This is a genomic window from Paraburkholderia humisilvae (assembly GCF_902859855.1).
GTDB lineage: Bacteria > Pseudomonadota > Gammaproteobacteria > Burkholderiales > Burkholderiaceae > Paraburkholderia > Paraburkholderia humisilvae.
On sequence record NZ_CADIKH010000009.1, the window covers coordinates 64,131 to 89,373 of the forward strand.

Sequence of the window (25,243 nt, forward strand, 5' to 3'; positions counted from 1 at the left end):
CCCGGATGGGGTACCTGCGTATTCAATCACACGGGCGATGTTTCCGCAAGCCGGGACTTTCGCATCCGTCGACCGATATTGATCCCAGCGTTTATTTCCGCGTGTTCGGTGTGTGCGCAGTCTTCGTACACGCAATGGTACTGCGACACTGTCGTATCCCTGCTTTGGCGGGATGCCGGTGCCCGTCGCAGATTGCGAGCGATTAACCGAATCAGATCGTCCGCAGAGATGCTGCCAGCCGTGTGAGGTTTGACGCGTGGCGCACGTTCGTTGCGATTGCGCGCCTGTTGTTGTGCGGCCTCTCCTTCGGAGACCAATAGCACGATCGATCCCGATTCAAGCCTCACGATGCCGCCTTCCTCGATTGTCATGGAAAGCCCCTTCTTGTTGCCCGCCGCTTTCTGCATGTTGCGAACGTCCTCGACGGCATTGCGGCCACAGCAGCTGCATTCCTGGCTGGTACCGTAGGCCGATACCCCGACTGCCGGAAACATTCTCAGCGGCTCCGCGGCGTTGCTCTTCTTCCCGCTGTCGCGATCGAACTTGAACTGCTGCAGGAAAGGGTGCTTCCAGTACGAAGCGCCGGTCCAATAAGCCTTGCGCACTGCGTCCACGGTAGGAGTTGTCGAATACAGATAATGCTCGGCCACAGCTTTGTAAATCCGGTTGATGCCACTAGACGCTCCCCCCGCAGTCGATTCCAGAACTGGGAACGCGTCGTAATACCACATGAGCCGGTTGATCGCGTGACAGAAGTCACCGACCACGTTTTCCCGTCGGCGTTCTTCCGCCGGATCGTAGGCAGCACGGAATTTCGTGATACCCCGTTTGCGTTTGTTCATCTTGTCATCCAGGACGAAACGGCGCATGGATTTGACCTTGACAACACCCTTGTCGATCAGCGTATGCGTGGCTGCATCGAATACTGCGTAACCAATGCCTCGCTCGCCCAGATCGATGCCCATATAACGCGAAAACGTGGGCTCAGCTTTCTGAGGCTTGCTGATGGTCATCGGGATAGCCAGAGTCACCACCGAACGCCCGGGCTGCAACTGCACGTGAACGCGCCCTGTGTCGTCTCGCCGGGTTGCTTGTGTGAAGTACTGATCTACGAGAATGCCGATGTCGCCCATGGTGACTGTGTCAGGCGCAACCAGCATCTGGTCAAGAACGCCTTTGTACGCAGGAGCGCCAACCAGTCGCGCTGATGGCATGCGCCGTAACCGCGCCCCGATGCCGGACTGTTTGTCGAAGGACAAGCAAAAGGGCTGCACTTCATCAGTCTGGGCCTGCTCATTGCCGATGGCGTAACGCCAGTCGTGAGGCGCCTGGCGCAGGAAGGCCATCATCTCCGGCGCATTCATTGCTTCTGTCGTGTCGCACAAATAGGCAAGCGTTTCAGGGAATGGGAGCTGCGAGCGGCCCTCGTTAGCACGCTCGAGTCGACGCATGACTTCCCCAATGGGCTTGCTGCTGCCGTACAGGCGATCAGGGGCATTCCACGCACCGTCAACGCTAGCGTAAAGCAGGGCGTTGTCACCACTGCGCTGAAACTTGGCGCGGCAGAAGAATGTTTCCCGAAGAAGGACAGCCGCCAGCGATTCAAGTTGCGAATAGTACTGGTTGAAAATCTGCCGCATAACGGCCGAAGACACCATATCTCCGGTCAGGCGCAGGCGCACCGGTAACGGCAAACTGAAAACGTCCTTGACCTGATCGACCAGCGCAACCGATGAGGGGATGGTCTCCGGGAAACCAGTCAGGAGCATTGCAAACCAGGCCCGCTCTACACGAAAGAGGTCGGTAACGTGAGCGAGTCTCATCGGCGTTTCGGCGAAGACGTCTTCGCGCCACTGGAGAAGGTACTCTCCGAGGGCGTCGAGTATCGCTTGCGAATTTGTCACGGCTTCGCGCGTGATCGGGAAGGGCTGTCGTGGCGTGCGGGCGAACGGGCTCTTATAGAGAATGCCGCGCCGGTTGAAGAAATATTGATTGCAGTGCGAAGGTTCGGCGAAAATGTTTCTGGCGTTAAACCACTGGGCTACTCGCCTCAACCCTTCTTCCGAGCATCTGCGTGCGCTTCGCCCGATCATATCCAGACAGGCGCGCAGAGCGTACTCGTCTGCGTTGCGGGGCTTTGTCCGATGCCGCGCAGCGTTTTGTTCACGTACAGCGAGGCGCGAGAGGGGGGATAGCGTTTGTCCCGTCTGCTCCGCCCAATGCCGAATCTGGGCGTAGTGCGCATGCATGGCATTGTGCAAGTGCGCAAAGTCCTGGGATGCGCGGTCGAGGGCATTCGCAGGGTCGATGGGAGACAGATCCAGACGGTTGATCTTCCCCATGCGCCCTACCCACGTCGGAGTTTCGAAGTCGTAGGTCTTCAGCCTGGCTAGAACCTCGCCATCGTCGTTGTCCATCGCGATCTCGAGTTCCTTTTTTATGCGCTCAGCCAACGACGACAACAGGCCCGCCAGTGTGTCCAGCAGGACGTTGTATTCCTCTATGGCCGTGATGTCCGCGCCTGATGCTGCAGTAGTGTCGACACCGTTGAGTCGAGACAGCGAGGCGCGCGTGCTCTCACGCCGCTCGAGTGCCAGGGCGGACATGTTCGCGATTTCATCCGGAGACGTGCCAATATCTTCAAACAGTTTTTCGTCGGCCAGAAGGGGCGAGGGCAGCACAAGAGCCGAGATTTGCTCTCCCAGCGTTTCCTCGAGCTCACAAAGGCGATTGACGTAGTTGGCGATCCAACTGGCGAGGGTGCCACCAATGCCGGATCGGTAGGACGCATAGTTCTTGCCGCCAAGAAAGCTCGCCTCGGCCGCGGGCAGTCGCCGGGCATCTTCGAGCACCGGCCGCAGGAAGGTCTGCGACGCAACAGGAACATCGAAGTCGGCAAACACGCGCTCGATCTCAGTAACCTGGAGATAGTCGGTCAGGCCCTTGCCGAACAACCAGGCTAGTCCGGCGTGGTTGCCGTCACCAGTGAAGAACTCCTGTGCGAAGCGGGTCAGCTCTTTTTTGTCGGATAGGCCACATTTGCGTCCGATGGCTAGCGCCCGGGCAACGATCAGGTTAGGCGCGATCCCTTCCGTCGCTCCGGTCGGTGGAACCGAATCGGCATCGAACGCGATGGTGCCAGCAGGCTCGTAGGTCTTGATGCTCGCGAGGCGAGCTTGCAGGCTGGTTTGCGGCCGCGGGTAGCCGAGATCATGCAGGACGACATCGATGACGCCAGCGGCAGCGCCAACGTTCCCGGCTACGGCTTTCCAGCTTGGGAAATGGCTGGCCAGCGCGGTGGCTATCGACGTCAGAAGCCGCTTTTCGGGCTCGGCCAGCATTTCGGGTTTCTTGCCCGGGAAGAAGGTCTTGCCGTACTCGATTGCAATGGTTTCAGGCTTGAAACCCGCGTCCTTGCCGCCTACGGCGCGGGGTTGAGTCAGCAGGCGCTTGTAGATAACCGAGGGAATGAAATGGTCCTTGCCAACGGTCAAGGCGGAGCCATCGAGCACCTGTGCGCGCCAGCTCTCGTCATCAAGCGACGAATCATTGCGGAAGGCCTCGGTGGCGGCGAATTTTGGGAATACACGGAAGCCACCGAGAAGTAGCCCGTACAGCAGGCCGATCAGACTGCCACGTCCATCGCCCGCAACGATCGTATGGAGCTCGAGTGCGTCGTGCCATTCGACGTTAGCGCCATCCAACGGAAATTTCAGCGTGCGAATCGAGTCATCACAACGCTCGGCCTTGGCAGCCAGCGAGCGGCGCCACTGGCGAGCGGCAACCCCCGAAACCGATTTTAGCATGTGTTTTCCTTTTGTCTGAATTATACAGAAAGAGGAAAAATGCTCAAATTGGTTTTGGATGCGTTAATTCGGGCTTTGAGGGTACCCCGGAATCTTGAAGCCGACCTGCACAGGGCGCCCCCCCTTTTTCTCACCCTCTACGGGCAGGACAAAGCGTGTCTGCTTGTCCAGTAGCCAGGCGCGCAGCGCGAGAACCGCGCCATGCAATAGGCTTTTGCGTCGCACCGTCTGTCGTGTCAAAGGTACATAGACCGGTACGTCCATAAGGCGTTTCAGATGAGCGATTGCGGCGGCCGTAAGCTCCTTTTCGGAATGGGTGCCTACGGAGGACGCGGCGCCGGCCACGGCATCGTCCATCCAGACCCGGTATGGCTCAATCAGGTCGTACACCAGAGACGGATAGCCGGCATTTCGGTGTAGATAGCCATGAAAAGGGGATAATTTGTGGAACAGTACCCATCGCAACAGGATTCCGTGAAGGAAAAATGAGCAGGCGTCCAACGCTGCGTTGACGGGATGATCGGCGCCACGGCGAGAGATGGTATCGGCAAGGCCAAGTCTCTCGAAATAGATGCTCCAGTAGCGGCTGGCATGGTGTGCCTCGAGGATCCGGATCTCGTCGACGCTGCGCAAAGATGCAAGGCGTTTGTATTCAGAGGCGGGTATGGGAACGACCGTCTCCTGCGTTCGAAGCTTCTCGCGGACAATCGTCCGGGCGATGTAGGTTGACGATTTAAGGTTGTCGCGGCAAAGCAGCTGAGCGGAGAGGATGTCGTCCTGATCCGGCCCAGAAGCGGGCAGGAACAGATACGGCCTCACCATGTTGCGACGGTGGATCGACAGGACGATGCGGTACTGGTTAAGGCTGTCGAGAAAAGCGATAGGCAAGTCGACGGTCCCCCCATAAACCATGATGAAGTCGACCTTCGACAAGTCTATATCGAGCTCTCCACCGTTCCACCTTACGGCCCATAGGCGGGAGCGAGGCTTGGCGGATATCGATTGCAAGTAGGGAAACCAAAGACTCTGCCGTGCCCCACGCGCCGTTTCTCTCCATGTCCAGATGAAATCTGGATGCTGAAAATCGTCCTTTTCCATGGTCAACGCGTTGGCCCGCCTTAATGAAAAATGTATATAATACAAGAGTATAGATGGGGCGAGGATAGGTTTGTTGGTGGTAGTGAGGTCGTTGCCGCCCTGCTGCGATAGGTTTGTTGGTGGTAGTGAGGATGATCGCTTTACGACTAGATAGGTTTGTTGGTGGTAGTGAGGCTGCAACCGCCGCAAAGGGATAGTTTTGTTGGTGGTAGTGAGGAACGAGTTTCCAGCCCGGGATAGGTTTGTTGGTGGTAGTGAGGTTACTGGCAAGCCGAATTGGATAGTTTTGTTGGTGGTATTGAGGATCAGCCTGTCAGTGCTTGGATAGGTTGGCGGTGGTGAGGTCGCACGCGCTCGCAAGATAGTGTTGTTGGTGGTAATGAGGTCAATTCGCGCGGTCAGGGATAGTTTTGTTGGTGGTAGGGGAGGCCTCAACGGGCAACCCAAGATAGTTTTGTTGGTGGCAATGAGGTCTGACTGACACGGAAGAGATAGTTTTGTCTGGTGGTACTGAGTACCTGTATCGGGAGTCCGGATAATTTTGTTGGTGGTAGTGATGTTGGCAACAACCGTCGCGGATAGTTTTGTTGGTGGTAGGAGGAGTGGGCGACGTACCGCTTGATAGGTTTGTTTGCGGTGGTGACCTTGACGGCATTTCGGGCCATAACTTCATCGGCAGCGCGTATTTGAAAGATTACCCGGATAGACGCTCATTCCCGGTTCCTGCGAGGAAGTCACATCAATAGAATTTCGTTTGGGTACGTCTGTCGCTGCCTCAGTCAGCGACAGACCCATACGAAAAATTGACAGGAGCTCGAATGCAACCGGATCACCTTTGGAATATCCTCGTAGGCACTACGATCATGGATTCCGCGACGTCGGGATACGCGACCAGGGTCGGCCGGCGCCCGATGACGGCAAGGCTTAAACAACTCCTGGACCTGCGCAATCTCCCACCGGACGCGGGGACTGAATACGACCGCGAACTTGTGAAAAGCGTGCGCGATCTGGCAAAGGTGCTGACGAAGGGGCCGCTCCTTCTGGAGGAGGCGGCCTCTATCGGTATTGGCCTCGGCGTTTCGAAGGAATTGATGGTGTGTCTCGCCGCCTTTACCGAACCCGAGGCCGAGGCGGAAGGGGGCGGCGTCGCAACTGATCAATCCGCACCGAATGCGCGCGACGTCATGCTCTCGAGTCTCCGGGTGCTCTGAAGCCGTCTTGTGGGTGGGGTTGCGATTTTGCCGACAAGTTCTATAATGTTGGCAGATTCGCAAATTCCCCGGAGGGCGCATGATCCAGCTCCATGATGATTCAAACGATGTAGTGTTGAACCTGCCGCTGCCGCGCGGCACCGATCCTGCCGTCGCTTCCTCGTTGAAAAAGGGGTTCGAAGAGTTGCTGGTTGTCGTTTTGGCGACGCCTCAATGGGAGACCGGGCTTTTCCTGCACGCGGATGAACTCGCCCGGGCATTCTCGGGCCTGTCGGCGCCGGCGGCACCATTGATCGAGGAGCGTATCCGGCGCCAGCAGACCATGCGTGAGGTTTTCGCGCGGGGTGACTGGCTTGCCGCGGAACAGATCAATGCGCTTCAGGCAACGCCTCCCGCCAACAAGGCTCAACCAGCGAGCGACTGGAAACGTCGAGGGCGCGTCTTTAGCGTGACGTTCAATGGCAAGGAATACTTCGCAGGCTACCAGTTCGATGCGATGTGCCAGCCGCTACCGGTCATCAAGGACATCCTCGAGGCGCTAGGACCAGTGGAGGATGCCTGGAAGATCGCGGCGTGGTTCCATTTCCCGAACGGATGGATCGCCGGGCGCGGCGCACATGAGGCCGAGCCGGTTGCCCCGCGGGATGCGCTCGACCGTCGCGATGACGTCGTTGAAGCCGCTCATCATCTGAACGGGGAGTATGTCGCCTGATGACCGGTCTGCGCGTACCCGGTGCGGCGGAGCCGTTTACCGTCCTGCCCGTCAGCCGACAAGATGCCCCACACTGGTATCACGCGTATTGCACCCACCCTCACGGCACGGCGGCGACCACGTTCTCCGAAGGCTGGGGCAATACGCGATTTGCACCAATCAATCTTCCGGATGGCTCGCCAGTCCACACGTGGTACGGGGCGAGCTCCTTCGAGTGCGCCATCATGGAGTCGCTTTTCCACGACGTGACGCTCAATCCGCCAGGGGTCTTCGACCTCGATCGCTTAAGCCATTTCCGGATCGCGAAGGTGCGCCTGCCAGACCCGGTCCACTGCGTCAGCTTCCACACACCGTATCTGCCAGCCCTGGAGCTGACGCGGGCCGATCTGATCGATAGCATCCCGGCGACGTATCCGCGCACCCGCCAGTGGTCGCAGGCCGCGCACGACCAGTGCCCGGCGGCGGAGGGGATCGCCTACGGCTCCCGCAGGAATGACGCCGGCCGGTGCGTCATGCTTTTCGGGCAGAGGCTGTCGTCGCCCGCTCTCCACGTTCTCGGTGATGACTCGCTGGCGGTTGATCCACTCCGGAGCAAGGTGTTGCAGCTGGCGGTCAGTCTGAAGATCGCCGTCATCTGAGCGCGAAGGCCGTCGCATGGGATCTCTTTCGTACTCTGGCCAGAGCAAGGAAGTGTGCTCCGCGCGATTCGTTGTGCACGGCGCAAGAGCTTGATCCAGTCGTGCTGCCGCTGCACGTTCCGGCAGAGCGTGCGGGCGACATTCGCTCCACTGGTCGAATTCGTGAACTTGCCGCAGGATGTGCGGCGTGTCGAGTGTGAACGAAAGGCAAAATCCGCAGATGGCGCCGCCGCTGCATTGTGAGAAAAACATGGTGAGAAAAATTGGAAGCTGGCTGATCGGACTGCTCCTGCTGGTGTTCTCCGCCGGTATCTGGGCATGGATGCTGGGATGGCTCGCGAGACCGTTTCCGCCCGGTAGTCTCGATGGCGCACCGATGGTGAAAGCATGGATGGCACCGGGCGTGTTGGGTTTCCCGGCACTGGTGTCAATCGTCGCCGGCCTGATAGGCCTCCTTTACGTAACGAGCGTCCTCCCGTTTTCTGTGTCGCAGAACGATGATTCGTCCGAGCGTTGAATCGGAAAAGTCCACTGCCCTCGCACAACGAGAATTCGAGAAGGAAAGGCGGCGGCTCCGGCCGCGTACAGAGGAAAACACAGCGATGACAAACGAAGAGCGTAGCGCCCTCGTGGCGGAAAAAGTCGGCAAGCTCCGAAAGGAACTCGAAGAGCTAGGCGTGGCGTCGTCGTTTTTCTATCGCACGCCCTGGGCCGCCAAGGCTCCCGTAGCCTACCTGCTAATAGGCGAGACAACCGGCGACATAGACGAAGCGCGTACCGATACACGCCTTTGAGATTGGATCAATAAGGTGAGTGCCGCACTCAGTAGGGAAGCGCCGGCACTATACATCTTCGTTTTCGCCACTCGTTCCGGATCACGTTCTGCCGTTTCTATCTTGCTCGAGCCCTTTGGCTGAGTAGGCCGGACAACCGTGGAAACTCTCCCATCTGATCGGAAAGCTGCCCGTATGGGCGCTCTTTCGAGATTCCGGATAAGAAGTGCCCTCCCTACAATCACTTTTGCCTCGCCGCAAGCGATTGATTCAGACGTGCGGTTCGGTACAGTGTTCGAAAGGACGCCAAGCACATCTTGCTCGCGAGAAACGCACCATGTCGAACGATTCCCTGCGCAACACCGAGAAGCCTGAAGGCCACCACGACGCCGTGACAAGGCCGCGTGGTTGGCGCGAAACGATGGCCGAACTCCTGGAGGTGGCGGAGGCACGCAATTCGCAGGGCGGCGGGTTGAGGGCTAACCCCGAAGGGCAACGACGCATTGACGCTGCTCGATCGCTTCTCGCCAGCGCGCCGCAGTACGACGGATCTCAGCCGGTCAAGCGGCCTGTTTCGCTCGTAGGGATGCGGGAAGCCATCCTGACACCGCTGCGTGACGAGCGCGACGAGGACGGCATGATGGGCCACCCCGCCTTGCCGGACCTGGACGAGGATGTCGGCATCGTCGAGTTCCTCATGGCATTCGGTATCCAGGCTGCGTTCGTCATGATGGAGCGCGATGCGCCCGAAACATACCAGCGCTGGACCGCCTGCAATTCGGCTAACTGCAGCGACTGGGAGCCCGGCAGACCGGAAGGCGAGGACTGGCTGCTGATTGCCATCTACGATTCCAACGATGGCCCCTGTGCCCTCTACGTGCGCGATCTCAAACGCGAGCACTCGCCCCGCCGGCGGCGCGTACCGATGGTGCAGCCCGAAGGGGATGCCGTGCGTAAAGCCTGGGACGCTGTCAAAGTCCAGATCGGCACGGACGGCTGGACAACGGGAGACGAGATCAACTATCGCGGTTTCTTCAATTGGGGATGGCAGCTTTACGCGCAGTCTCTTCCCGCCGCGATGCGTGATGTGCTCGGCGGGGCAACAAAGCAGACCTACGAATTCGACGTAGGCGAGCTGGCGGCCGCTGGCGCCGCCTACGCCCTTCATGCATCGGACAAACTGCGCCCGTTCTCGCAAGGCGATGGCGGATACGACAAGGAAGCGCCACCCATGTGGCCGTGGGCCGAGCACGACTGGCAACCCGGCAAGGTCCGGGACGATCTGGTGAAGTCCGCCCGGATGATTGTCGCCGAAATCGTGAGGCACGATATCGCATCTGGCTCTACCCCGCACACGCAGCCGCATCCGTTGAAGCAGCACGCGGAAGATCGAGGCGGCCGACCGATATGCGTGGCGACTCGCGGCGGCGAAGCGCCTGACTGAAGTATCAATCGACCACTCAGCAACCAAGGAACCCTCATGCTACCCATCCAGCACACACCTTTTGCGCAGGCCGCACGCAAGGCGGCGAACACGTCAGAGGTCACGGAAACGCGTCCGCGCGGGATGGTTCCAACCTATTGGGATGAAAGCGATGTGGCGATTGCGCGATCGTTCATGGACATCATCGCAACGGGGCATCCGATCCACATTTCCGTCCCTGGCGGCGGGCTGTGGTTCGAAGCGAGACACAAGTGCGTCATTGGGAAAACGGCCGATGCCGGCAGGTTGCCGTGGCCGAGCGGACTCACCGCGTCTTGACACGAAAGACCGGACACCTGTTACGGTCGAAACGCCAAGGAACACGCACGATGGTAATAAGCGGAATGAACGTTCAAAGCTTCATATCTGGTGACCGGGTTTTTCTGGTGATTGCCGGGTCAGCGACAGGCAGCGCAGCTGTCTGGACCGGCGCGTCGCACGAAGATGTGACGAGCGCAATGGAAGCGGTCGGCAAAACGGCGTTGCGCATCATCAGCCTGACTGAACTCGAGAGCTGGATGGAGAAGGCAGTCGCGAGCATTCTCAATCACAAGGCTCAAGCATTGCCGGCAGGCACAGCGAGCAGCATGCATGATCTTATCCGTGACGGCATGGATGGCTACTTCGTTGCGTTCGGTGAGCACGTCAAGGGTGTTGCTGATGCCGCACTAGGCAAGGCCGCGAGTGAAGCGGACCGTGGCCGGGTAGTCGGGAAGATGTTGGCCGCAGGCCGTACGGTGACGCTGGCTGTGCCGTTCGATCTATTGAACGTCACGATGCAAAGAATGCTGGCGGTACGATCGGCTCAGGCAGACCCGGATCATGTCGTTTCCCACTAGAAGTGACGCTCCGACTCAATAAAATGAAGGCATCGAAATAAAGGGAGAGTTTTGATGCGAAACGCCACGGTACTGGCCACGAGGAAGGACTTCAATCCGTTCACGCTCGCGCTTAAGGCACGTTGCGAGGCTGAAGGTGAAGTGCTCGTGCGCATGCGCAATGGCGATTACTGCAAGGTCGCCTATCGGCCAGCCAACCCGGAGGACTACACGGACAATGCCTTCCATAAGGAAGATCACTCCGCCTGCTGGAGTCCCAACGGCGAATCCTTCACGAGTTCCGATTTCGATATCGTGGAGCTCGACGCCGGACCCGCGACGGCGCAGACGAAGACGGTTACAGCCGACGAATTTCGCGATGGCGCCCGAGATGCGGTTCTTAAGGCCCTCGACAAGTACATGCGCGAGCTGACCGGCTGCGATAATGCCCGTGGCGCCCGCGATGCCGATCTCCCGCAGTTGTTCGCGGGCATCGACGGCCATATGGCCCGTGTGGCAGAGCGCCTCAACCGGCCCGATAGCGACGAGGTCGGCTCCGCTTACCTTTCCATCTCTGCCTGAACAAGCATCCGCCGGGGCCATCCTGGTCGATAGCGGGAGCATCACGGACGAACGATGTTGAACACCTATTCCATGACCAGTGCCGTTCGTTCTACCGCCGAGCAGATCAGGGCGCGAATGGTTCTACTCGCCGTGTTCGTCGGCTCGATGTGGCTGACATTCTTCCTGTCCGTGGCCATACCGGGGTTGCATCTCAACCGGCATGGTGTGGTGCCGCGCACGCTGGGGGGGCTGCAGGGCATTCTGTTCGCTCCGTGGCTGCATGCCAATCTCGGACACATCATGGCGAACACGGGCGGGCTGCTGATCCTCGGCTGGCTGGCCACGTGGCCACGCATGTCGAACTTCTACGAAGCGCTGATCGGGTCGATGCTGGGCGCCGGACTTTGCGCCTGGCTTTTCGGCTCGGCATGGTCTGACCATATTGGCGCGAGTGGCGTCGTGTTTGGATTCGCAGGGTACCTCGTCGGCCGCGGGATCTATATGCGCAACTTCCTTGCGATCGTGGTGGCGCTGTTCGTCGCCGGCACGTATGGCTTGAGCATGCTGCTCGGGGTGCTTCCGATCTATCCCGGAATCTCGTGGGAGAGCCATCTGGGTGGCGCGATCGGCGGGTTCCTGGCCGCGCGTAGCGCCCGTCGCGAAGGCAAGTAGACGGAGCTGATCAGGAAGTTAAACGGAACCAGGGAGTGCCATGAATTTCGCTGCATTGCTGGACACGACCGATTCACTGTGCAGGCACGGCCTGATCGTCGAGCGGGTTACGAACGATTCGATCCGCGCGAATGTCCCGCACGTCCGGCTCCATTCGCCGACAGGGTACGAGTGCGGCTATCCAGGATCAGGGCCGGCAGACCTCGCGCTGTCCGTCCTGCATGCCTTATTGCCACCGCCGTCGCCCGAGGAGGAAGAAAAGCAGTACGAACTCGCCGGCACGGCGTTCGACGAGCCATCGACGATCCGGCGCGGTGGGCCGAGCGCGTAGGGCAGGACCGCGTGCGCGCTCGAATGGATTGAAAAAGCACCGGCAACAGCAGAACCAGATGAATCACCCGTAAAAGGCGCTTTCCTGCTCATTTCTACGGGTGCTTATTGCAGGTGCGTTGGCGGGCTGTATCAGCGCATAGTCCTTGTAGTCGCATGGGCCGAGAGAGGATCGGAAAACAGTCCTCTTGCCGTCCTGGACTGATGAGGCCAATTCCTTCTCAGCCGAGTAGGCGTCGACCCAGTCCACGTAGATGCTCCCGTTGTTGCCCACGGTGCGGATGACGCCACGGACCTTCGGATCGTGGACGTAGAAGATCTCGCGGCCCCGCATCGTTTCGACATACCAGGGGATCTGATCGAGATGGATGTTCCCGGCCTCCCGGGATGTCTCAATGCTCTCGGCCCGGGCAGCGTCGAACGCGGCGATGCTTGAGGGAGCGTTGGGAGCGGCCAGTCGCGTGCTCGCGCTCGAATCGGGAGGGACAGGTTCATGTGCGACGTCGGTCATGGGCTGGCGCTCTGTTGAGGAAAGGCCAGAGTGCCATGCCAGCGCGCCATTTCAAGGAGGCGTGATCAGGTTTCTGGAACTGATTTCCAGCGCTTGTGGCCGCGATATCGCGGCGCGAGACGCCGCGTTCGTTAATCTCGGGACGGTGATCGAGCATCCGCAAGGGCTAGAACGGCGGGGGCAGCATCGCTAGAATCGGGGTTAGATAGAGAGGGGCAGGTAACCATGACTACAAGATTGACGAAGATTGCCGGTAGCAAGAAGTCAGCGCATCAACAGGTTCACTTGGGCGAGCAAGTCATCGGTGAGATCTGGCGCGAGAAGGTCAATGTCGTCGTAAGCAAGGTCACGGCGCCGCGGGTGATGGCAGAGCGCTGGCGCTGGTTCGGAAAGCAAGCCGGTGTCGCGACCGTGTTGGGCCGTGGCACTCGCGCAGCGATGCTGGTGGGACCGGGCTTCAAAACGAGGGACGCGGTGATCACCGTTCTGACCGACGAAGCGTCGCGCGGCACCGCGTGAGGATTAGATGAGCAAATACGAAACGCTGGATCAACTCATTCTGGACCGGATTGGGGAAACGCCGGCGCCAGGGCTGCTGACGCCGGCCACGCCTGTGCCGTTCCTCCTGCTCAGCGCGAATTCCGCGATCAGCGCCGAAAGCGAACGCCTTGCGCAGATCGAAAAGACCGAAGCCAGACATGGTAAAAGCACAGCACCGGGCTGGCGCATCATCAATCGCCGTCTGCAGGCGCTTCGCAAGACCGAGAGGATCCGTTCGACGTCGAGAGGCTGGGTGCTCGTCGACGAGGCTGCCTGACCATGACCCAGAAGCTCTATCGGGTCGTCGAAACCGTCTGGAAGAAGGAGGGGCGGGTGGCGATCGATATTGGCAGCACCTGGAAGCCAGAAAAGGCGGCGCGGGAAGAGATGCAACGCTTGACCGCAAAAGCAGCAACGAAGCTGTATTCGCTCGAGCGTCAAGGAATAGCGTCCAGGAAAGAACGATCATGAACATCCACGTACTCACGGCATCCGGGTTTGCGCCCGTGGAATACCACGGTCAGCAGGGCACCTTCTACACGAAGAAGCTCTGCGTAGCCGCTATGCCATATATGCGCACGCACGCGATCGATCAGGATACGATTTTCGAAACGACCGAAATGGTCGTCGAGGTCACGCCGGATGGTCGTGTGCAGATGACTGCGATCGACACTGACTACGTCGAGGAACCGGTCGGCATAGACACCGAAGATGGCGCCGGCCTGCTGCGCGATGCTGGCGTCGACGTCGAACTCTTTCTTGGCAAGGGAACATGATGCGCCTGCAAGACTACTCACCGGAGACGCTTGTCCAGATCGGCGATCGTGTCTTCCGAAAGACGACTACGGGCTCGTTCTGGCGGGAAGAGCACGAGCTTCCCGGCAACTGCGTGAGTCGCCCTTCCGTCAGCCTGGAGAACATCGAGCAGACCGCCGGCATGAAGCATGTCGTGCTCCATCGCTAGTATTGGACATGCAGGCAGCGCTGCTGCAAACAGAAGGAAAACAGCGATGATCCAGGAGGTCTGCTACTGGCATGAGGAAATGAGCGAGGAGATCGCTCGCCGTGTGCTCGGCGCGCATTTCGATTACGCGGTCTCCCAGGGCGTCGCTTTCTGCGAGAGCGGCGCGGCCGGCGCCTGGCGGGCCAACCTGCAGGAATCCTTCGGCGCATTCAAGAAGGCCGCCCTTGTAGCCGCGGCCAACAGTATTTGAGTCCGCGCCCGGCACGATCTCACCGATTACCTCATCGCCCGCCACGGGATTCGCGAGGACGTTCGCCACCGCCTCAGTGGACGCACAACGACCTCGACCAATCGATCGCCCGCGCCATCGTGCTTCGCATGCAATCTTGCCGATCGCGAGCAAATGTCCCGCGCCACGGGATGGGGTATCCGTGTATCCAGGGCATTCCGCACGATATCGCTACCCCTGTGGCCCGCGTTCGCTAGTCCGCTCGAGCGCAGGACCGCCGGCGCAACGAGCATGCTCTGGACGCCCGTCTAGAGATCACTGTCTGACGCCCAGACCGCTTCTTCGTATCCGGTCGGAAGTTCTCAGGGTCGTCAACCTGATTGATGCGTATCAGGAAAGCTTCGCGCAATCCCCATGGAAAGACTGCCCTGATAGGTTCTGATTTGGAGTTCCAGGTAAGAAGCACGCTCCATAGAATGCGTAGGTATAAGGCAGGGAAGGCCGATCGCCCGCCCGCCGCATCGTCTGCCGCATTCGTGCGCAGGCGTGTCCAGCCGCGGAGAGCATTATGCCGGGCATTTCCCGTCAGGAATTGAAAGAAGTGTTGGGCAGGATCATCCAGCCGATGGAGTCTGCCTACATCTACAAACAGGCCCGTCAACTGGTGCTGGACGCATTCGAAGATGCGATCGTCGACTTACGTGCCGCACTCAAGGAACTCCCGGCCGGACGCTGTGCGCAATTCGGCTTGGCCCAGGCGGAAGGCGAGGTGTGGAGCTTTTGGCTGACCCGCGAGGGCGAGCAAAGGATGCTTTGGGCGTCGGGCACGTGCGAAGCGGTTTTCGAGGACGCGATCGATCCCACCCACTACGACGGGATCAGCGTGCATGACGCGCAGATCGCCACGCGGCTGATCCGCGCGTGGCTCGTGTCGGCTGACCGCAAGACCGCCTCCTATCCGGTCGCGACGCTGCGGGAAGCCCGCGAGCGTCTGGCGGCCGAACAGCTGTGATGCTGTGATGGAGGCGCCAACGAGTCCATGGGCTGGGGTACTGATTTGGTTTTTTGGAGAAACTGATGACCCGGAATGAACGTATCAAGGAACTGAGTCTCGAACGCCGCAACCTCGCCGCGGGACTCACATGGCCGGAGCGCACCCCATTTCTGCTTAACCCAGATCCGGCTGAGCGCAAACGTCTCAAGCTTGTTGGTTGGATGATCGCGTTGCTGGCGTTCGGCGCTTTGGCTCCGTTTCAGGGGCCCATCGACTCGTGGTCGAAGTCGTACGAAGCCAGGCAGATGCGTCCCGCGATGGAAACCGCTATGAAGACCGGCAATCACGCCGCCGGCACGTGGCTCGCTCTGCACTTCCGGAAGGACTATCCGGGCCTGCTCGAGCAGGAGGCCGACGCGGGCGAGCCGACGGCGATGTTTCGGGTCGGGCGCCTGATGAGCCGCGTCGATCATCCCGAGCGGGCAATCAAGATCGATCCGTCGATGCCGGCTTCCCAGGTGAAGGCGAAGGGCTTGGAGCTGATGCGTCGCGCGGCGGCGGCCGGCGACCAGGACGCGCTGCAGTACCTGATCCAGAACGGCGGCCTGTAAGCGGGCCGATGGATGAAGCCTGGCTGTCCAGGCTCAAGCCATCAGCGAACCTTGACACTCCCGCCGGCCAAGCTAACAAATCAACATTCGAGAACGGATTTTGTAATCGGCGGCATGCTGGTCCGCTAACGGAGCAACGATCATGAACCACGTCCTGCACAACATCAGTCCACGCGGTGTCGCGCGTCGCGTCGCACTCGGTCGTTGGGACTACTCGACCAGACACATCCTCGGCTTGCGGTTCACGATCAATTTCCTTGGGCAAGGCTTTGCGCTCAAACAAGCACCCGCGGGCTTTCTGAGCGGGCGACGCTGGGTGCTGACGCGCGACACGTCGCAGAAACGCTTCAGCCAGATCGTCGAGATATCGGTCGGTGCGAGCGGGCTCCATGCGTCTGGCTACGCCGTGTATCCCGGCGGTTGGGTAGGCGAGGTGTACGCAAAGGATATTCATGTCCCGGACGATGACATCGCAACCACGAGGTTGGGCGGCGACAGCAACGCCCGAGTCGTGCTCGACAAGATGAAGGCTCACATGGAAACCTTGGTTGCGAGCCACATACCCGCCGGTACTCGGCGCTAACGTAGGATCGTTCAAATGAATCAGAAAAATATCACCACGGCTGAACTGGGTAAGCAGAAAAAGACTTCGGGCGGCGTTGTCACGCTGGTCAACTATGCCCAGGTCTTCGTGATCGCCGGAATCCTCCTCCTCAGCGGCTATGCCGCCTTGATGGCTCACTGAGAGAGAGGCAAATGCCGATCAACATGACCTCTCTTCGCTGCGTACTTGCGATCTCGGCGCTCAGCGTCAGCATCGCAGCCCATGCCCAGCAGGCACCAGACGCTGGATTGCATGATGGCGAGCCCGGTACCGGCTTCCACCACCACCATCACCATCACTGCGGCGGCCCGACGCCGGGCGGCGGCGCGGCCGGCGGGTCATTGCATCGGTGTGGGAACCACCAGTGGCATGGGCGCGGTGACGGTCAGCAAGAATCGCAGCAGCGCACGGCTGGCGGCACGATCTGATGGAGCGCGCGATGGCGATTAACTGTTTCGCGCCCGTACAAATGGAGCCGCAGGAGCACGAGCCACGCTGGGTCGCACGTTTCGATGCGATCTGCACCGAGAACCAGCGAGGCCGCCGATGAGCGCGCGGCGAGCGGAGCTGGGCCAGTTTTTTACTCCGGAGTGGGTAGCGCAAGCACTGGTTGATCGCTTCTATCCAGGGCTGGGTATGTGGGATCGCGTGGCCGAGCCGTCGTGCGGGGAGGGCGCATTCCTGCGCGCTCTGCCCGACTATGTGCCGGCAATCGGTGTGGAAATCGACCCGGACCTGGCGGCGCGGGCGCGCGAGAGCAGTGGCCGCGAGGTACTGGTGGGCGATTTCCGCTCGGTCGATTTGCCGTTCCGGCCGACGCTCCTGTTAGGCAATCCGCCATTCAAGAGCGCCGTGGTTATGCAGTTCCTCGACCGTGCGTGGGATCTTCTGCCGCGCGACGGTGAGGTCGGCTTCATCCTGCCGGCGTTTGTTTTCCAGACGGCGAGCGCCGTTGAGGCGTTGTCGGCGCGTTGGAGCATGGACCAGCAAATGCTGCCGCGCAACGTGTTTCCGCGGCTGTCGCACCCGCTGTGCTTCGCGCGCCTCACAAAGGGCCGGCACGGTCTGATCGGATTCGCGCTCTATCACGAGGCCGCCGCGGTCGCTCGCCTTGAGACACGCTACCGTGCGTTGCTCGCACAGGGCGAGCGCTCGGTGTGGACGGCCATAACGCGTGCGGCGCTCGAGGCCCTGGGTGGCGAAGCTACCTTGCGGGAAATCTATCGCGAGATCGAAGGCGCCCGGCCGACCGCGAATCGGTACTGGCAGGAAAAGGTGCGCCAGCAGTTGCAACGCATCGGTCGCCGGGTTGGTCCTTCACGATGGGCGCTTGCGTCCGGATATCAGCAGGTGGCGGCGTGAAGGTGCCCGTCACATCTTCACTGTCGTAATAGCCAACCCTCTCTGGAGAATTCCATGCAGGAAACCGATACGCGGACCAACGATCCCGAAGAATTTCACGGCCACCCCGAACTCGTGCTGCGCGAACTGCCGGATGGCCGGGTGACGGGCGTCGCCGTGCGCGAGATGCGCTCCTCGTTCCACGTCAGTTTTGCGGGCAAGTTCGTAGAACCGGAAGAGGCCGCGAGCGGTATCGATAGTCTGCGCAGGCTCGACCGCAACGATACGTACGGATCATGGAAGAAGGAATCGGACATCGACGCAGGCTCGCTTGACGAAGCGATCGCATTGAGCCCGGAAAGTTCGGTCGGCCAGAAGTTCGTGTTCGTGTATCGCGTCAACGAATGGATGTGGGGCATCTGGAACAATCCGGATCATCCGAAGCGCAGCGAGGCCCTCAAGCATCTTGCAGGGCTGGAACTCCGCAGCGTCGCAGATTTCCACGGCACGCGCGTCTCGGCTGCCAAGCGCGCCCAGCGGCCTGGTCTGGATAACGTACGGGCGAACAAGACCCTTACCGGTTCCTATCAGGCGCTCGAGATCTCCATCGATCTGCTCGAACAAAGCCATCTGCGAGCACGCGACAAGCAGGACTACGAGGCTCATCCGGCTGTCCGCCATCTATGCGACTGGTGGAATCGGCACGCGCCGGAAGGAAGTCGGGAAGCCAGCGTTGTTCGTCTGTACGTCTGGAACGAAACGGACCGGATCTTCAACGCGTGCGATCCGGAGGAGCCGGCCGCACAGGCTGACCAAATGGACGCGTGGCCCAGTTGCGCGCTGTTCGAACACCCGGGCATGCCGACGGTCCTTGCTTGCTTCTATCGCGGGCGCCGCTTCAACAAGGACGATGGCACAGGCTACACGACCGTCTTTGCGGCCGATGGCAGCAAGGTCACATCCGTCGGGCTCGACGTGGCGGAGGTTGACGAGGCCTATTACTCACTGATCGGACTTGAAAGGCTGGCCGAGCACGATGTATTCGCCGTCTGAATCTGTTTTCCGTCAGGAGTTGGGTATGTTTGGATTTGGCATGGCTAGATTCATTGGGTTGTGGTGGCTGGTGGATGCGATCGTCACGTTCAGCTTCGCGACACACTTTGGGCATTCAGCGAGATCCGCACTGGAAATTGCCGCTGCCGTCTTCGTCGGCCCGCTCGTGCTCCTGCTCGTGATCCGAATTCTGGCGAGGCCTGTTGTCACCTTCTTGGTGATTCGCGCCGAGCGGCGCCGGGTTTCTATAGAGGCGCGATATCCGCGCACGCGCGTCACATCCCTGTCCAGCGGCAATTGGCTGGTCACGGACCTCGATACCGGAAAGACCCGCTGCGAGCTCGAGCGGGACGGTGTGACGGTCGCCGACCGAAAGCCCGCCAGGTTATGGCGGCGCAGTCGAACGTAGACAGGTGCCATGCGAAGGTCAAAGCAACGACGAAGTATGACGCGGCGTTAATGTCGGCGACCATGATTTGCAGGGTCGAAGACGCCAGCCCCGATCCCGAGTTTGATTGCGCGCGAGCTGACGCTCGTGCGTCGTCAGATGATTTTGCCGAAATGTTAACCGAAAGGAGTCAAGGCCATGATTGATTCGAAGACGTGTATCCCGAAAGCCAACGGTACCGATCAGAAGGATGTCTATCGGGAACTTGCGCTGACGCAAGAGGAAGTTTACCAGGTCTCCGGAACCGGTTCTTTGGGGGACGATGCCTCGTCGTCAAGGCAACTGAGAGATCGGGATGAAAGCCGACACCGGAATGGATCAGCCGCTTGACGTAGTTGTTCTGGACAAAGAAGACAGGGGAAGGCCGGCCGTCGTCATGCGGAGTATGGTCACTCCGGCGCCTGCGCGTTAGTGATTACAAGTCGCGCGACCTCAATGCCGAGGCGTGTCAGCCTGACCTCGAAACGCTTGCGCGGACACGGCTCGTCCTCGAGCGTAAGCAGGCCCTTGTCCTGGCAGGCGCGAGCGGTGCGCAGCTCGTCTGGCTCACAGCACCAGCTCCTGCCCGTGTTGAGATCGTCCGCCGGCTCGAACGTGCGCATGAGCTTGGCCTGCGGCGGCGTGAGCTTGACGCGCTTCGCGCCAATCTCGGCGATTTTCTGCTCAAGCTGGTCGACCGGCACCGCTGCTTTTGCCCATGCCGCGAACGACTGGCGCGTCGAGTTGGCGAGCGGCTTGCCGGCAGCCGACCGGCCGCGCTCGACGATCGATCCTGCCACCGCGCTCGCAACGATCTCGTACTGGAGGCAGTCTGTCTCTTCCTGGCCGTCGTACAGCTTATATTCCGGCCCGGCAGCCGTTACGCGGCGCAAACCCGCCTTACCGTCGGTATAGACGTAGCCGATCTTGATGTCCTGTTGCTTCATCGTATTCCTGGAGGGATTGAGGTAGGGGTATCTTCGATCAGAGCGGGACGATCGGGATGTTCCAGCCGAGGAACGCTGCTCGGCCGGGCGCCTCATCAACGCCATGCGGAAGACGATCGTCGAAGATGAACCAGTCTCCCGCTTTCGGCTTGTGGCGAACCCTTCCTTGCCGGAAGGTCAAGCCGTCGTTGTGCAGCACCACCATCAGGACCAGGCCCTCGTCGTCCGTGTGCATGTCTGCGGAGGCGGTTGCCACCAGCTGTTCCTCGCGGCCCCGGTAGCCGCTGTCGGCGCGACGGTAGCCGAACGTAACGAGATCAGGAAGCCACGCGGCGCTGTCGCGGCTGGCCCAGCGCGGTGTAGCGTAGGTCTCAACCTGGTCACCGCAGAACTCGTTCTCCTCGGCGACCGTGTAGAACTTGTCAGCCAGGTCGTCCGAGAGGCGAATGACGTGTCCCGGAATTTCGACCGAGCCGAGAATCGAGCCAAGCGGTAGGGCACCAGCAGCGGGTCGTGCCGGCGCGCGCCGCGGATGGGTGTGAGCGAGTTGCATATCGACTTCGGTTCCTCGTGGTCGGGTATGGGCGGAGTATTGCAGAGTGGGCGCGCCATTCAAGGGTACGGCTCGTACATCCGGATCTTGCTATCAGGAACGGTCGAAAGCCACAACGCGATCAGGCCGCCCATGAAATTTTCCGAAGCCATTTTCCCGGAAAAGCTCACCCGATTCCAGCTGAGAAGCGATCTCCGAAGATTGTCGATAGGCCCATTTCAAGCGAGCCTCATCGGGGCCTTGTTTGACGGGCATGCGTCGCTATAGTGACCACATGGCGAACCAGCCAATAACCAAAGGATACTCATGACCGTACCGAACAACGCCTTGATGGCTTCCTCGGCATCGCTCGCTCCCGCGCACGAGTCCGCTACCATGACTACGGACCACGCGGGCAACCCTCTCGAAGCCGGTGCGATGTACTGCTGCACCTTCGTGGAGCTCGACGCACAAGGCGACGAGTACGAGATTCACGGCAATCTGGTGCGCTACATCGGCACCGGTCACGGTCGGCTGATTTTCGCCGACGCTGACGACTGGAGAGAGATCGACTGCGAGTTCGACAAGCTCATCCGGCAAGCCTGTCCGATCGTCGATCCCGCCGCGCACGGCTGGGGCGAGAAGCTGCACTAAAATGTCATCTCGCGTAGCCGGGCTTCGGATGACGTGGAAGAACTGGCGTGATGTCCTGGCGGGACTCGAAAGACAAACGCTCGGTTAGCCACGACGGTGGCGTTGCGACAAGGGGCTCAACCCATCCAGGACCCGGTCGCACCACTAATGTAGCCGGCTGCGCGACGCGCTATTAGCAACCACGTCCTGGCTGAATTTGGATCGGGCCGGACGGCGGGTTTGTCGCAATGCGAGCAGCATTTTTTCAATCGCCGGTCCGGTTGGTGTGCCGAAATCTTTTTAACTTCCTGATGGGAAGTTTATCGACGCTTGTGATAGGATCGACTCGACGGCACTTCTTCATTACCGTCCCTCGGATCGACGTTGCTACGTCGACTGCCTTGGCCCCACGCTGGGATCCCCGTACCCAGTCTGGGGCCATTTTTTTGTCAGGGCTTGAACTGGAAGCCTCGCGCGGCAGAATGAGCCGATACATCATTTGAACGCAAGGCTCGTATGCCGGTTTCTACCCGACACTCCACAATCCGTGGTCGCACGAGTTCCAGCAAGCACGCCAGTCGCGTGTGTTACGAACACGACGCTGCGGGGAACTACGACATTCTGATCGACGGCAACCTGCGGTTCCGGCTCGAACGCGAGAGTCAGTTTCCGGACTTCTGGTACCTCTATCCGGTCGTCAATGGCATGCGAAGTGATATCAGCGTTGCGACGGAGATCCAGCATTGGGACATTATTTCCCAACTGGAACGGGGGAAGTACTGGCTTCCCCGCGACGAGGTCGAACGAACCGAGCGCGTAGCGGTTCATGCGGAAAAGCGTGTCCGTTGGGCCTGACGGCGAGCAGGATGCAGGAGCTTAATTTTACCGTGAGACTGCCGTTAACTGCTGGGTTGATGCCGACCGTTAAGATACTGGCGGGCGCAACGACACGTGCTTCTTGATAGGAAAGCTTGTGGCTTGACCGCGCGGTTTCACATTAGGCTGAAATCATTCGCAGGATGAATCTTCATGACAGTTCAAATCGGAAGTCTCGTGCGCGATCGCATGTCAGGAACGCCGGCTATCGTGGTCCCGTCAATAGACCGGTGGTCGTACTCGACGGTCTCGGTAATGCATCTCAATGAGAACCGGTGGCCGACGACGCTGATGACCTCAGCGGAAAAGACCTTCTTCGAGGAGTACGATTTTCTCGAAATCCCGAAGGGAATCGGCCGCGTGGTGATCATGGCCGATATGGAAGGAGTGACGGGAGTCCCGAACAAGTGGGCAGCTGTGACGCCGGCGGAGATGACAGGCGGGCAGCGCACGGAAGCGTACGACGCGGCCTGCCGCGCCATGACATTGGACGTACTGATGGCGGTGGCTGGCGCCCGCGCGGCCGGGGCGCGGGAAGTCGTTGTCGCGGACAGCCATTGGAACGACACCAATCTGGCTGAAGCGGACTTCGACTGTCAGGTGTTGCGCGGTTCGAACGCGGCGATACGGGCGATGCTGGGCGCGGACGCAACCATGCTGATCGGGTGGCATGCTCGTGCCGGCGCGGGGGCGGCGTGCTTGCCCCACACCTATACCGAGCGAATCAGGCGACTGTCGATCGACGGACAAGAGGTCGGAGAGCCTGGCATGCTCGCCCGGCTGGCGGCCGGGCGGGGCGTTCCGGTGGTCATGGTTGCCGGAGATCAGGCTGCCTGTGACGAAATCAGCGGTGATATCGGATGCCTGACGACGTCGACAAAATCTGTCGATGCCGCCGGCGTCGTGCGACATCGGACGCGCATCGAAGTCATGCGTGAAATCGTCGGCAACGCCTATACAGCGATTCATGGTTTGGCTCTGGGCACGAGACCGGAACTTCCGCGGCATCAGCCTGGACAATTCGAAGTCGAGATCCATGCAGGGTACGAAGTCGATGGCGACACCGAGGTCGAGCGCGTAGCGCAAAGCAAGTATCGGATTCGGACCGGATCGATTCTGGATACCTACGGAGCATTCCAGCGGTTCGTTGAACGACTTCCTGCACTGACCTGACCGGTGGGAATCGACCAAACGGCTCTGCACCGTCGACAAAGCACGGGTGCCAAGGGATAAAAAGCGGGGCTATTGTGTCGCCGGCCGATTGTGAGCTCTCGCGGCCGATGTGCAGCACGAAAACTCCGAACCGAAGTCGCACCATCACCATCTTATTGAACCAAGAAAATGACACGCAACTTGACCAGACGAAAACTTGCTTTCCATGCGGGAATCTGGGTGGCGGCCGCAGTAGTCACTCAGGCGCATCGCGGCCTCGCGCAATCGTTCGAGCCGGTTACCCGGCTGCGGCACGCTGAACGGGGCCTGGGACCGAATATGCCTGCGCAGTTGGAGCACATCGCCTCCGGAATGCTTTACTTCTGGCTCGGCCTTCTGTTGGTACAGGGCCTCGCGATGCTCGAGGGGAGCGTCCGGAAGCATTACCAGAACCGGTCGTTTCCCGCGGATCAGATCCTGGCATGGTTGCTGGTCTGCGCTGCTTTCCCGGTCGTTTTGCATCACTGGGCTAACTGGTCGCCATTGTGGATGCTTTCTGCCGCGCTGACCGACCTGGCTGTCATCGCATTCATGTCAGCGCCGGCACGTGTGATGGACGCGATGCGCCGGCACCCCTTAGCTACGGCGTTGTTCATCTCGCTGGTCGTCTGGAACACCTTTGGGCTGTCGTGGGGGCTTGGCCAGCACATTTACCACACGCAAACGACCGAAATCATCACCATGCAGCTGCTTGCCAGTCTGTCCGGACTGCTGTTTGCCTGGCTTCTGACGATCGTGCTCTGTCGGATGAAGACGTCAAAAAGCTGATTGTGCTGCTGGGTAGAAGAACACCAGGCGTTGACGCGCCCCGAACCGGCCGGTAGCCGGCAAGACAGGGGAGTGAAGATATGAAGAAGCTTGCGCTCGTGATGCTGTTTATGGTCGTGGGCATCCATGCTGCGTCGGCCGACGAAAAGAAAGCCGTCGAACTGCTCTACCGTGACGCGCAGCCGATCTGGATGGTGGGCGCCGTGCTCGACAGCAAAGGGTGCCTGTGGGGGCTTACGGAGGACCACGGCACGCCCGTAGCGATCCGCATTGTCGACGGTCGCAAGAAGCAGTTCTGCCGTAACCCGAAATAGTGCGACTGCGAGGAACGTGCTGAATGAGCAAGCCTGAGGGCATTGAGGCCCAACTGGATCGAATCAACGACAACATCGGTATCGGATGCGTGATTGTCGCGATTGCGATCTTGCTGGCCGGCGGGGCGATCGGCAATGGCATCGCTGCTGGTCTTTGTTTCGTATTGGCAGTCCTTCTTTTTTTGTTCCTGGCGAAGTCGGAGAGCGAGGGAAAGAAGAAGTCTGTCGAATCAAAGGATCCGATCCGGTACCGGCACTACGAGGGCGGTATTTGCGAGCTCGTATGCGAGGCCGCAACGGAGAGAGACCATACGGCAATGGTCATCTATCGGGCAGAGGATGGATCGATCCGGTGCAGTCCCAAAGACTTGTTTTTCGAGCGGATCGAGGTGGACGGCAGACCAGTCCAGCGTTACGTAGAAATCTCAGAGCGAGATTGACGCAGGGCGGATTGAGCCAGGTTCTGACTGTTGGACTCACGACGTTCACCTGATGCGCCGGGATACGACTCCTCCGACATCGCACCCACCGTTGAGCTGGCTGTCGGGTCGCGAGGATCCCGATTACCACAAAACCTCGGGC

At 60.0% G+C, this 25,243-nt stretch carries 36 protein-coding genes; 31 read left to right on the plus strand and 5 right to left on the minus strand.

Annotated features, from left to right (window positions below; all coding sequences use genetic code 11):
* Positions 1-26: 26 nt before the first annotated feature.
* Both cas12c and HV796_RS11180 read right to left on the minus strand, forming a co-directional pair.
* Positions 27-3,806 (minus strand): type V CRISPR-associated protein Cas12c, encoded by a 3,780-nt coding sequence (gene cas12c / locus HV796_RS11175; RefSeq protein WP_175226541.1) that lies wholly within the window; start codon positions 3,804-3,806, stop codon positions 27-29.
* 63 nt (positions 3,807-3,869) lie between these two features.
* Positions 3,870-4,904 (minus strand): CRISPR-associated endonuclease Cas1, encoded by a 1,035-nt coding sequence (locus HV796_RS11180; RefSeq protein ID WP_175226542.1) that lies wholly within the window; start codon positions 4,902-4,904, stop codon positions 3,870-3,872.
* Between the two features lie 818 nt (positions 4,905-5,722).
* Here HV796_RS11180 and HV796_RS11185 point away from each other — a divergent pair.
* The 11 genes from HV796_RS11185 (at position 5,723) to HV796_RS11235 (ending at position 12,106) form a co-directional block, all read left to right on the plus strand.
* Positions 5,723-6,115 (plus strand): hypothetical protein, encoded by a 393-nt coding sequence (locus HV796_RS11185; protein WP_175226543.1) that lies wholly within the window; start codon positions 5,723-5,725, stop codon positions 6,113-6,115.
* 79 nt (positions 6,116-6,194) lie between these two features.
* Positions 6,195-6,827, plus strand: a complete 633-nt coding sequence (locus HV796_RS11190) for a hypothetical protein (protein ID WP_175226544.1) — start codon at positions 6,195-6,197, stop codon at positions 6,825-6,827.
* On the plus strand, positions 6,827-7,465 hold the full coding sequence (locus tag HV796_RS11195) for an RES family NAD+ phosphorylase (RefSeq protein ID WP_175226545.1): 639 nt from the start codon (positions 6,827-6,829) through the stop codon (positions 7,463-7,465). The genes HV796_RS11190 and HV796_RS11195 overlap by 1 nt, the downstream gene beginning before the upstream one ends.
* Before the next feature lie 187 nt (positions 7,466-7,652).
* A complete protein-coding gene (locus HV796_RS11200; protein WP_175226546.1) occupies positions 7,653-7,982 on the plus strand; it encodes a hypothetical protein in 330 nt (109 codons plus the stop codon).
* 85 nt (positions 7,983-8,067) lie between these two features.
* Positions 8,068-8,259: a hypothetical protein gene (locus HV796_RS11205; protein WP_175226547.1), complete on the plus strand. Its 192-nt coding sequence runs from the start codon at positions 8,068-8,070 to the stop codon at positions 8,257-8,259.
* Positions 8,260-8,575: 316 nt separating this feature from the next.
* Positions 8,576-9,682, plus strand: a complete 1,107-nt coding sequence (locus HV796_RS11210) for a hypothetical protein (RefSeq protein WP_175226548.1) — start codon at positions 8,576-8,578, stop codon at positions 9,680-9,682.
* 36 nt (positions 9,683-9,718) lie between these two features.
* Positions 9,719-10,000 carry a hypothetical protein gene (locus HV796_RS11215; RefSeq protein ID WP_175226549.1) on the plus strand — a complete coding sequence of 94 codons (282 nt, stop codon included), beginning with the start codon at positions 9,719-9,721 and terminating at the stop codon, positions 9,998-10,000.
* Between the two features lie 65 nt (positions 10,001-10,065).
* Positions 10,066-10,560: a hypothetical protein gene (locus HV796_RS11220; RefSeq protein ID WP_175226550.1), complete on the plus strand. Its 495-nt coding sequence runs from the start codon at positions 10,066-10,068 to the stop codon at positions 10,558-10,560.
* Between the two features lie 54 nt (positions 10,561-10,614).
* Entirely contained in the window at positions 10,615-11,121 is a 507-nt protein-coding gene (locus HV796_RS11225; RefSeq protein ID WP_175226551.1) for a hypothetical protein, read from the plus strand.
* A 117-nt stretch (positions 11,122-11,238) separates the two neighbouring features.
* A complete protein-coding gene (locus HV796_RS11230) occupies positions 11,239-11,775 on the plus strand; it encodes a rhomboid family intramembrane serine protease (RefSeq protein WP_246355805.1) in 537 nt (178 codons plus the stop codon).
* Positions 11,776-11,815: 40 nt separating this feature from the next.
* On the plus strand, positions 11,816-12,106 hold the full coding sequence (locus HV796_RS11235; protein WP_175226553.1) for a DUF6166 domain-containing protein: 291 nt from the start codon (positions 11,816-11,818) through the stop codon (positions 12,104-12,106).
* Between the two features lie 63 nt (positions 12,107-12,169).
* Here the strand turns inward: HV796_RS11235 and HV796_RS11240 are convergent, their stop codons facing one another.
* Positions 12,170-12,616 (minus strand): hypothetical protein, encoded by a 447-nt coding sequence (locus HV796_RS11240; protein ID WP_175226554.1) that lies wholly within the window; start codon positions 12,614-12,616, stop codon positions 12,170-12,172.
* 237 nt (positions 12,617-12,853) lie between these two features.
* On the opposite strand from HV796_RS11240, the gene HV796_RS11245 reads away from it, so the two are divergent.
* From HV796_RS11245 to HV796_RS11310, 14 genes are all read left to right on the plus strand, one after another.
* Positions 12,854-13,135 (plus strand): hypothetical protein, encoded by a 282-nt coding sequence (locus tag HV796_RS11245; protein ID WP_175226555.1) that lies wholly within the window; start codon positions 12,854-12,856, stop codon positions 13,133-13,135.
* Positions 13,136-13,142: 7 nt separating this feature from the next.
* A complete protein-coding gene (locus HV796_RS11250; RefSeq protein ID WP_175226556.1) occupies positions 13,143-13,433 on the plus strand; it encodes a hypothetical protein in 291 nt (96 codons plus the stop codon).
* 2 nt (positions 13,434-13,435) lie between these two features.
* The gene (locus tag HV796_RS11255) at positions 13,436-13,627 is read left to right on the plus strand and encodes a hypothetical protein (RefSeq protein WP_175226557.1); all 192 of its coding nucleotides are present in this window, start codon (positions 13,436-13,438) and stop codon (positions 13,625-13,627) included.
* Entirely contained in the window at positions 13,624-13,932 is a 309-nt protein-coding gene (locus tag HV796_RS11260) for a hypothetical protein (RefSeq protein ID WP_175226558.1), read from the plus strand. The genes HV796_RS11255 and HV796_RS11260 overlap by 4 nt, the downstream gene beginning before the upstream one ends.
* On the plus strand, positions 13,929-14,120 hold the full coding sequence (locus tag HV796_RS11265; RefSeq protein ID WP_175226559.1) for a hypothetical protein: 192 nt from the start codon (positions 13,929-13,931) through the stop codon (positions 14,118-14,120). The genes HV796_RS11260 and HV796_RS11265 overlap by 4 nt, the downstream gene beginning before the upstream one ends.
* Before the next feature lie 46 nt (positions 14,121-14,166).
* A complete protein-coding gene (locus HV796_RS11270) occupies positions 14,167-14,370 on the plus strand; it encodes a hypothetical protein (RefSeq protein WP_175226560.1) in 204 nt (67 codons plus the stop codon).
* Positions 14,371-14,917: 547 nt separating this feature from the next.
* Complete coding sequence (locus tag HV796_RS11275) at positions 14,918-15,361, plus strand: hypothetical protein (protein ID WP_175226561.1); 444 nt, start codon at positions 14,918-14,920, stop codon at positions 15,359-15,361.
* Between the two features lie 65 nt (positions 15,362-15,426).
* Positions 15,427-15,954, plus strand: coding sequence for a hypothetical protein (locus tag HV796_RS11280; RefSeq protein ID WP_175226562.1), 528 nt, complete (start codon positions 15,427-15,429; stop codon positions 15,952-15,954).
* A gap of 142 nt (positions 15,955-16,096) precedes the next feature.
* Positions 16,097-16,537: a hypothetical protein gene (locus HV796_RS11285; RefSeq protein WP_175226563.1), complete on the plus strand. Its 441-nt coding sequence runs from the start codon at positions 16,097-16,099 to the stop codon at positions 16,535-16,537.
* A gap of 15 nt (positions 16,538-16,552) precedes the next feature.
* Positions 16,553-16,699 carry a hypothetical protein gene (locus HV796_RS11290; protein ID WP_175226564.1) on the plus strand — a complete coding sequence of 49 codons (147 nt, stop codon included), beginning with the start codon at positions 16,553-16,555 and terminating at the stop codon, positions 16,697-16,699.
* A gap of 11 nt (positions 16,700-16,710) precedes the next feature.
* A complete protein-coding gene (locus tag HV796_RS11295) occupies positions 16,711-16,986 on the plus strand; it encodes a hypothetical protein (protein WP_175226565.1) in 276 nt (91 codons plus the stop codon).
* Positions 16,987-17,104: 118 nt separating this feature from the next.
* Complete coding sequence (locus HV796_RS11300; protein ID WP_175226566.1) at positions 17,105-17,920, plus strand: class I SAM-dependent methyltransferase; 816 nt, start codon at positions 17,105-17,107, stop codon at positions 17,918-17,920.
* A 54-nt stretch (positions 17,921-17,974) separates the two neighbouring features.
* Positions 17,975-18,952 carry a hypothetical protein gene (locus HV796_RS11305; protein ID WP_175226567.1) on the plus strand — a complete coding sequence of 326 codons (978 nt, stop codon included), beginning with the start codon at positions 17,975-17,977 and terminating at the stop codon, positions 18,950-18,952.
* 25 nt (positions 18,953-18,977) lie between these two features.
* Positions 18,978-19,361: a hypothetical protein gene (locus tag HV796_RS11310; protein ID WP_175226568.1), complete on the plus strand. Its 384-nt coding sequence runs from the start codon at positions 18,978-18,980 to the stop codon at positions 19,359-19,361.
* 428 nt (positions 19,362-19,789) lie between these two features.
* Here HV796_RS11310 and HV796_RS11315 read toward each other — a convergent pair whose 3' ends face one another.
* Positions 19,790-20,326, minus strand: a complete 537-nt coding sequence (locus HV796_RS11315; protein ID WP_175226569.1) for a hypothetical protein — start codon at positions 20,324-20,326, stop codon at positions 19,790-19,792.
* 37 nt (positions 20,327-20,363) lie between these two features.
* A complete protein-coding gene (locus HV796_RS11320) occupies positions 20,364-20,879 on the minus strand; it encodes a hypothetical protein (RefSeq protein WP_175226570.1) in 516 nt (171 codons plus the stop codon).
* 375 nt (positions 20,880-21,254) lie between these two features.
* Here HV796_RS11320 and HV796_RS11325 point away from each other — a divergent pair, with 375 nt between their 5' ends.
* The 6 genes from HV796_RS11325 (at position 21,255) to HV796_RS45655 (ending at position 25,101) form a co-directional block, all read left to right on the plus strand.
* Positions 21,255-21,512: a hypothetical protein gene (locus tag HV796_RS11325; protein WP_175226571.1), complete on the plus strand. Its 258-nt coding sequence runs from the start codon at positions 21,255-21,257 to the stop codon at positions 21,510-21,512.
* Positions 21,513-22,073: 561 nt separating this feature from the next.
* Positions 22,074-22,346, plus strand: a complete 273-nt coding sequence (locus HV796_RS11330; protein ID WP_175226572.1) for a hypothetical protein — start codon at positions 22,074-22,076, stop codon at positions 22,344-22,346.
* A 174-nt stretch (positions 22,347-22,520) separates the two neighbouring features.
* Positions 22,521-23,540, plus strand: a complete 1,020-nt coding sequence (locus HV796_RS11335; protein ID WP_175226573.1) for a M55 family metallopeptidase — start codon at positions 22,521-22,523, stop codon at positions 23,538-23,540.
* Between the two features lie 168 nt (positions 23,541-23,708).
* Positions 23,709-24,347, plus strand: a complete 639-nt coding sequence (locus HV796_RS11340) for a hypothetical protein (RefSeq protein WP_217477884.1) — start codon at positions 23,709-23,711, stop codon at positions 24,345-24,347.
* 80 nt (positions 24,348-24,427) lie between these two features.
* Entirely contained in the window at positions 24,428-24,661 is a 234-nt protein-coding gene (locus HV796_RS11345) for a hypothetical protein (RefSeq protein WP_175226575.1), read from the plus strand.
* Between the two features lie 23 nt (positions 24,662-24,684).
* Positions 24,685-25,101, plus strand: a complete 417-nt coding sequence (locus tag HV796_RS45655) for a DUF1653 domain-containing protein (RefSeq protein WP_175226576.1) — start codon at positions 24,685-24,687, stop codon at positions 25,099-25,101.
* The last annotated feature ends 142 nt before the right edge of the window (positions 25,102-25,243 follow it).

Bases quoted from the DNA above. Each gene is read 5' to 3' on its own strand.
- cas12c (WP_175226541.1), bottom strand. From the start codon at position 3,806: ATGCTAAAATCGGTTTCGGGGGTTGCCGCTCGCCAGTGGCGCCGCTCG.
- HV796_RS11180 (WP_175226542.1), bottom strand. From the start codon at position 4,904: ATGGAAAAGGACGATTTTCAGCATCCAGATTTCATCTGGACATGGAGA.
- HV796_RS11185 (WP_175226543.1), top strand. From the start codon at position 5,723: ATGCAACCGGATCACCTTTGGAATATCCTCGTAGGCACTACGATCATG.
- HV796_RS11190 (WP_175226544.1), top strand. From the start codon at position 6,195: ATGATCCAGCTCCATGATGATTCAAACGATGTAGTGTTGAACCTGCCG.
- HV796_RS11195 (WP_175226545.1), top strand. From the start codon at position 6,827: ATGACCGGTCTGCGCGTACCCGGTGCGGCGGAGCCGTTTACCGTCCTG.
- HV796_RS11205 (WP_175226547.1), top strand. From the start codon at position 8,068: ATGACAAACGAAGAGCGTAGCGCCCTCGTGGCGGAAAAAGTCGGCAAG.
- HV796_RS11210 (WP_175226548.1), top strand. From the start codon at position 8,576: ATGTCGAACGATTCCCTGCGCAACACCGAGAAGCCTGAAGGCCACCAC.
- HV796_RS11215 (WP_175226549.1), top strand. From the start codon at position 9,719: ATGCTACCCATCCAGCACACACCTTTTGCGCAGGCCGCACGCAAGGCG.
- HV796_RS11220 (WP_175226550.1), top strand. From the start codon at position 10,066: ATGAACGTTCAAAGCTTCATATCTGGTGACCGGGTTTTTCTGGTGATT.
- HV796_RS11225 (WP_175226551.1), top strand. From the start codon at position 10,615: ATGCGAAACGCCACGGTACTGGCCACGAGGAAGGACTTCAATCCGTTC.
- HV796_RS11230 (WP_246355805.1), top strand. From the start codon at position 11,239: ATGGTTCTACTCGCCGTGTTCGTCGGCTCGATGTGGCTGACATTCTTC.
- HV796_RS11235 (WP_175226553.1), top strand. From the start codon at position 11,816: ATGAATTTCGCTGCATTGCTGGACACGACCGATTCACTGTGCAGGCAC.
- HV796_RS11240 (WP_175226554.1), bottom strand. From the start codon at position 12,616: ATGACCGACGTCGCACATGAACCTGTCCCTCCCGATTCGAGCGCGAGC.
- HV796_RS11250 (WP_175226556.1), top strand. From the start codon at position 13,143: ATGAGCAAATACGAAACGCTGGATCAACTCATTCTGGACCGGATTGGG.
- HV796_RS11255 (WP_175226557.1), top strand. From the start codon at position 13,436: ATGACCCAGAAGCTCTATCGGGTCGTCGAAACCGTCTGGAAGAAGGAG.
- HV796_RS11260 (WP_175226558.1), top strand. From the start codon at position 13,624: ATGAACATCCACGTACTCACGGCATCCGGGTTTGCGCCCGTGGAATAC.
- HV796_RS11265 (WP_175226559.1), top strand. From the start codon at position 13,929: ATGATGCGCCTGCAAGACTACTCACCGGAGACGCTTGTCCAGATCGGC.
- HV796_RS11270 (WP_175226560.1), top strand. From the start codon at position 14,167: ATGATCCAGGAGGTCTGCTACTGGCATGAGGAAATGAGCGAGGAGATC.
- HV796_RS11275 (WP_175226561.1), top strand. From the start codon at position 14,918: ATGCCGGGCATTTCCCGTCAGGAATTGAAAGAAGTGTTGGGCAGGATC.
- HV796_RS11280 (WP_175226562.1), top strand. From the start codon at position 15,427: ATGACCCGGAATGAACGTATCAAGGAACTGAGTCTCGAACGCCGCAAC.
- HV796_RS11285 (WP_175226563.1), top strand. From the start codon at position 16,097: ATGAACCACGTCCTGCACAACATCAGTCCACGCGGTGTCGCGCGTCGC.
- HV796_RS11290 (WP_175226564.1), top strand. From the start codon at position 16,553: ATGAATCAGAAAAATATCACCACGGCTGAACTGGGTAAGCAGAAAAAG.
- HV796_RS11295 (WP_175226565.1), top strand. From the start codon at position 16,711: ATGCCGATCAACATGACCTCTCTTCGCTGCGTACTTGCGATCTCGGCG.
- HV796_RS11300 (WP_175226566.1), top strand. From the start codon at position 17,105: ATGAGCGCGCGGCGAGCGGAGCTGGGCCAGTTTTTTACTCCGGAGTGG.
- HV796_RS11305 (WP_175226567.1), top strand. From the start codon at position 17,975: ATGCAGGAAACCGATACGCGGACCAACGATCCCGAAGAATTTCACGGC.
- HV796_RS11310 (WP_175226568.1), top strand. From the start codon at position 18,978: ATGTTTGGATTTGGCATGGCTAGATTCATTGGGTTGTGGTGGCTGGTG.
- HV796_RS11315 (WP_175226569.1), bottom strand. From the start codon at position 20,326: ATGAAGCAACAGGACATCAAGATCGGCTACGTCTATACCGACGGTAAG.
- HV796_RS11320 (WP_175226570.1), bottom strand. From the start codon at position 20,879: ATGCAACTCGCTCACACCCATCCGCGGCGCGCGCCGGCACGACCCGCT.
- HV796_RS11325 (WP_175226571.1), top strand. From the start codon at position 21,255: ATGACTACGGACCACGCGGGCAACCCTCTCGAAGCCGGTGCGATGTAC.
- HV796_RS11335 (WP_175226573.1), top strand. From the start codon at position 22,521: ATGACAGTTCAAATCGGAAGTCTCGTGCGCGATCGCATGTCAGGAACG.
- HV796_RS11340 (WP_217477884.1), top strand. From the start codon at position 23,709: ATGACACGCAACTTGACCAGACGAAAACTTGCTTTCCATGCGGGAATC.
- HV796_RS11345 (WP_175226575.1), top strand. From the start codon at position 24,428: ATGAAGAAGCTTGCGCTCGTGATGCTGTTTATGGTCGTGGGCATCCAT.
- HV796_RS45655 (WP_175226576.1), top strand. From the start codon at position 24,685: ATGAGCAAGCCTGAGGGCATTGAGGCCCAACTGGATCGAATCAACGAC.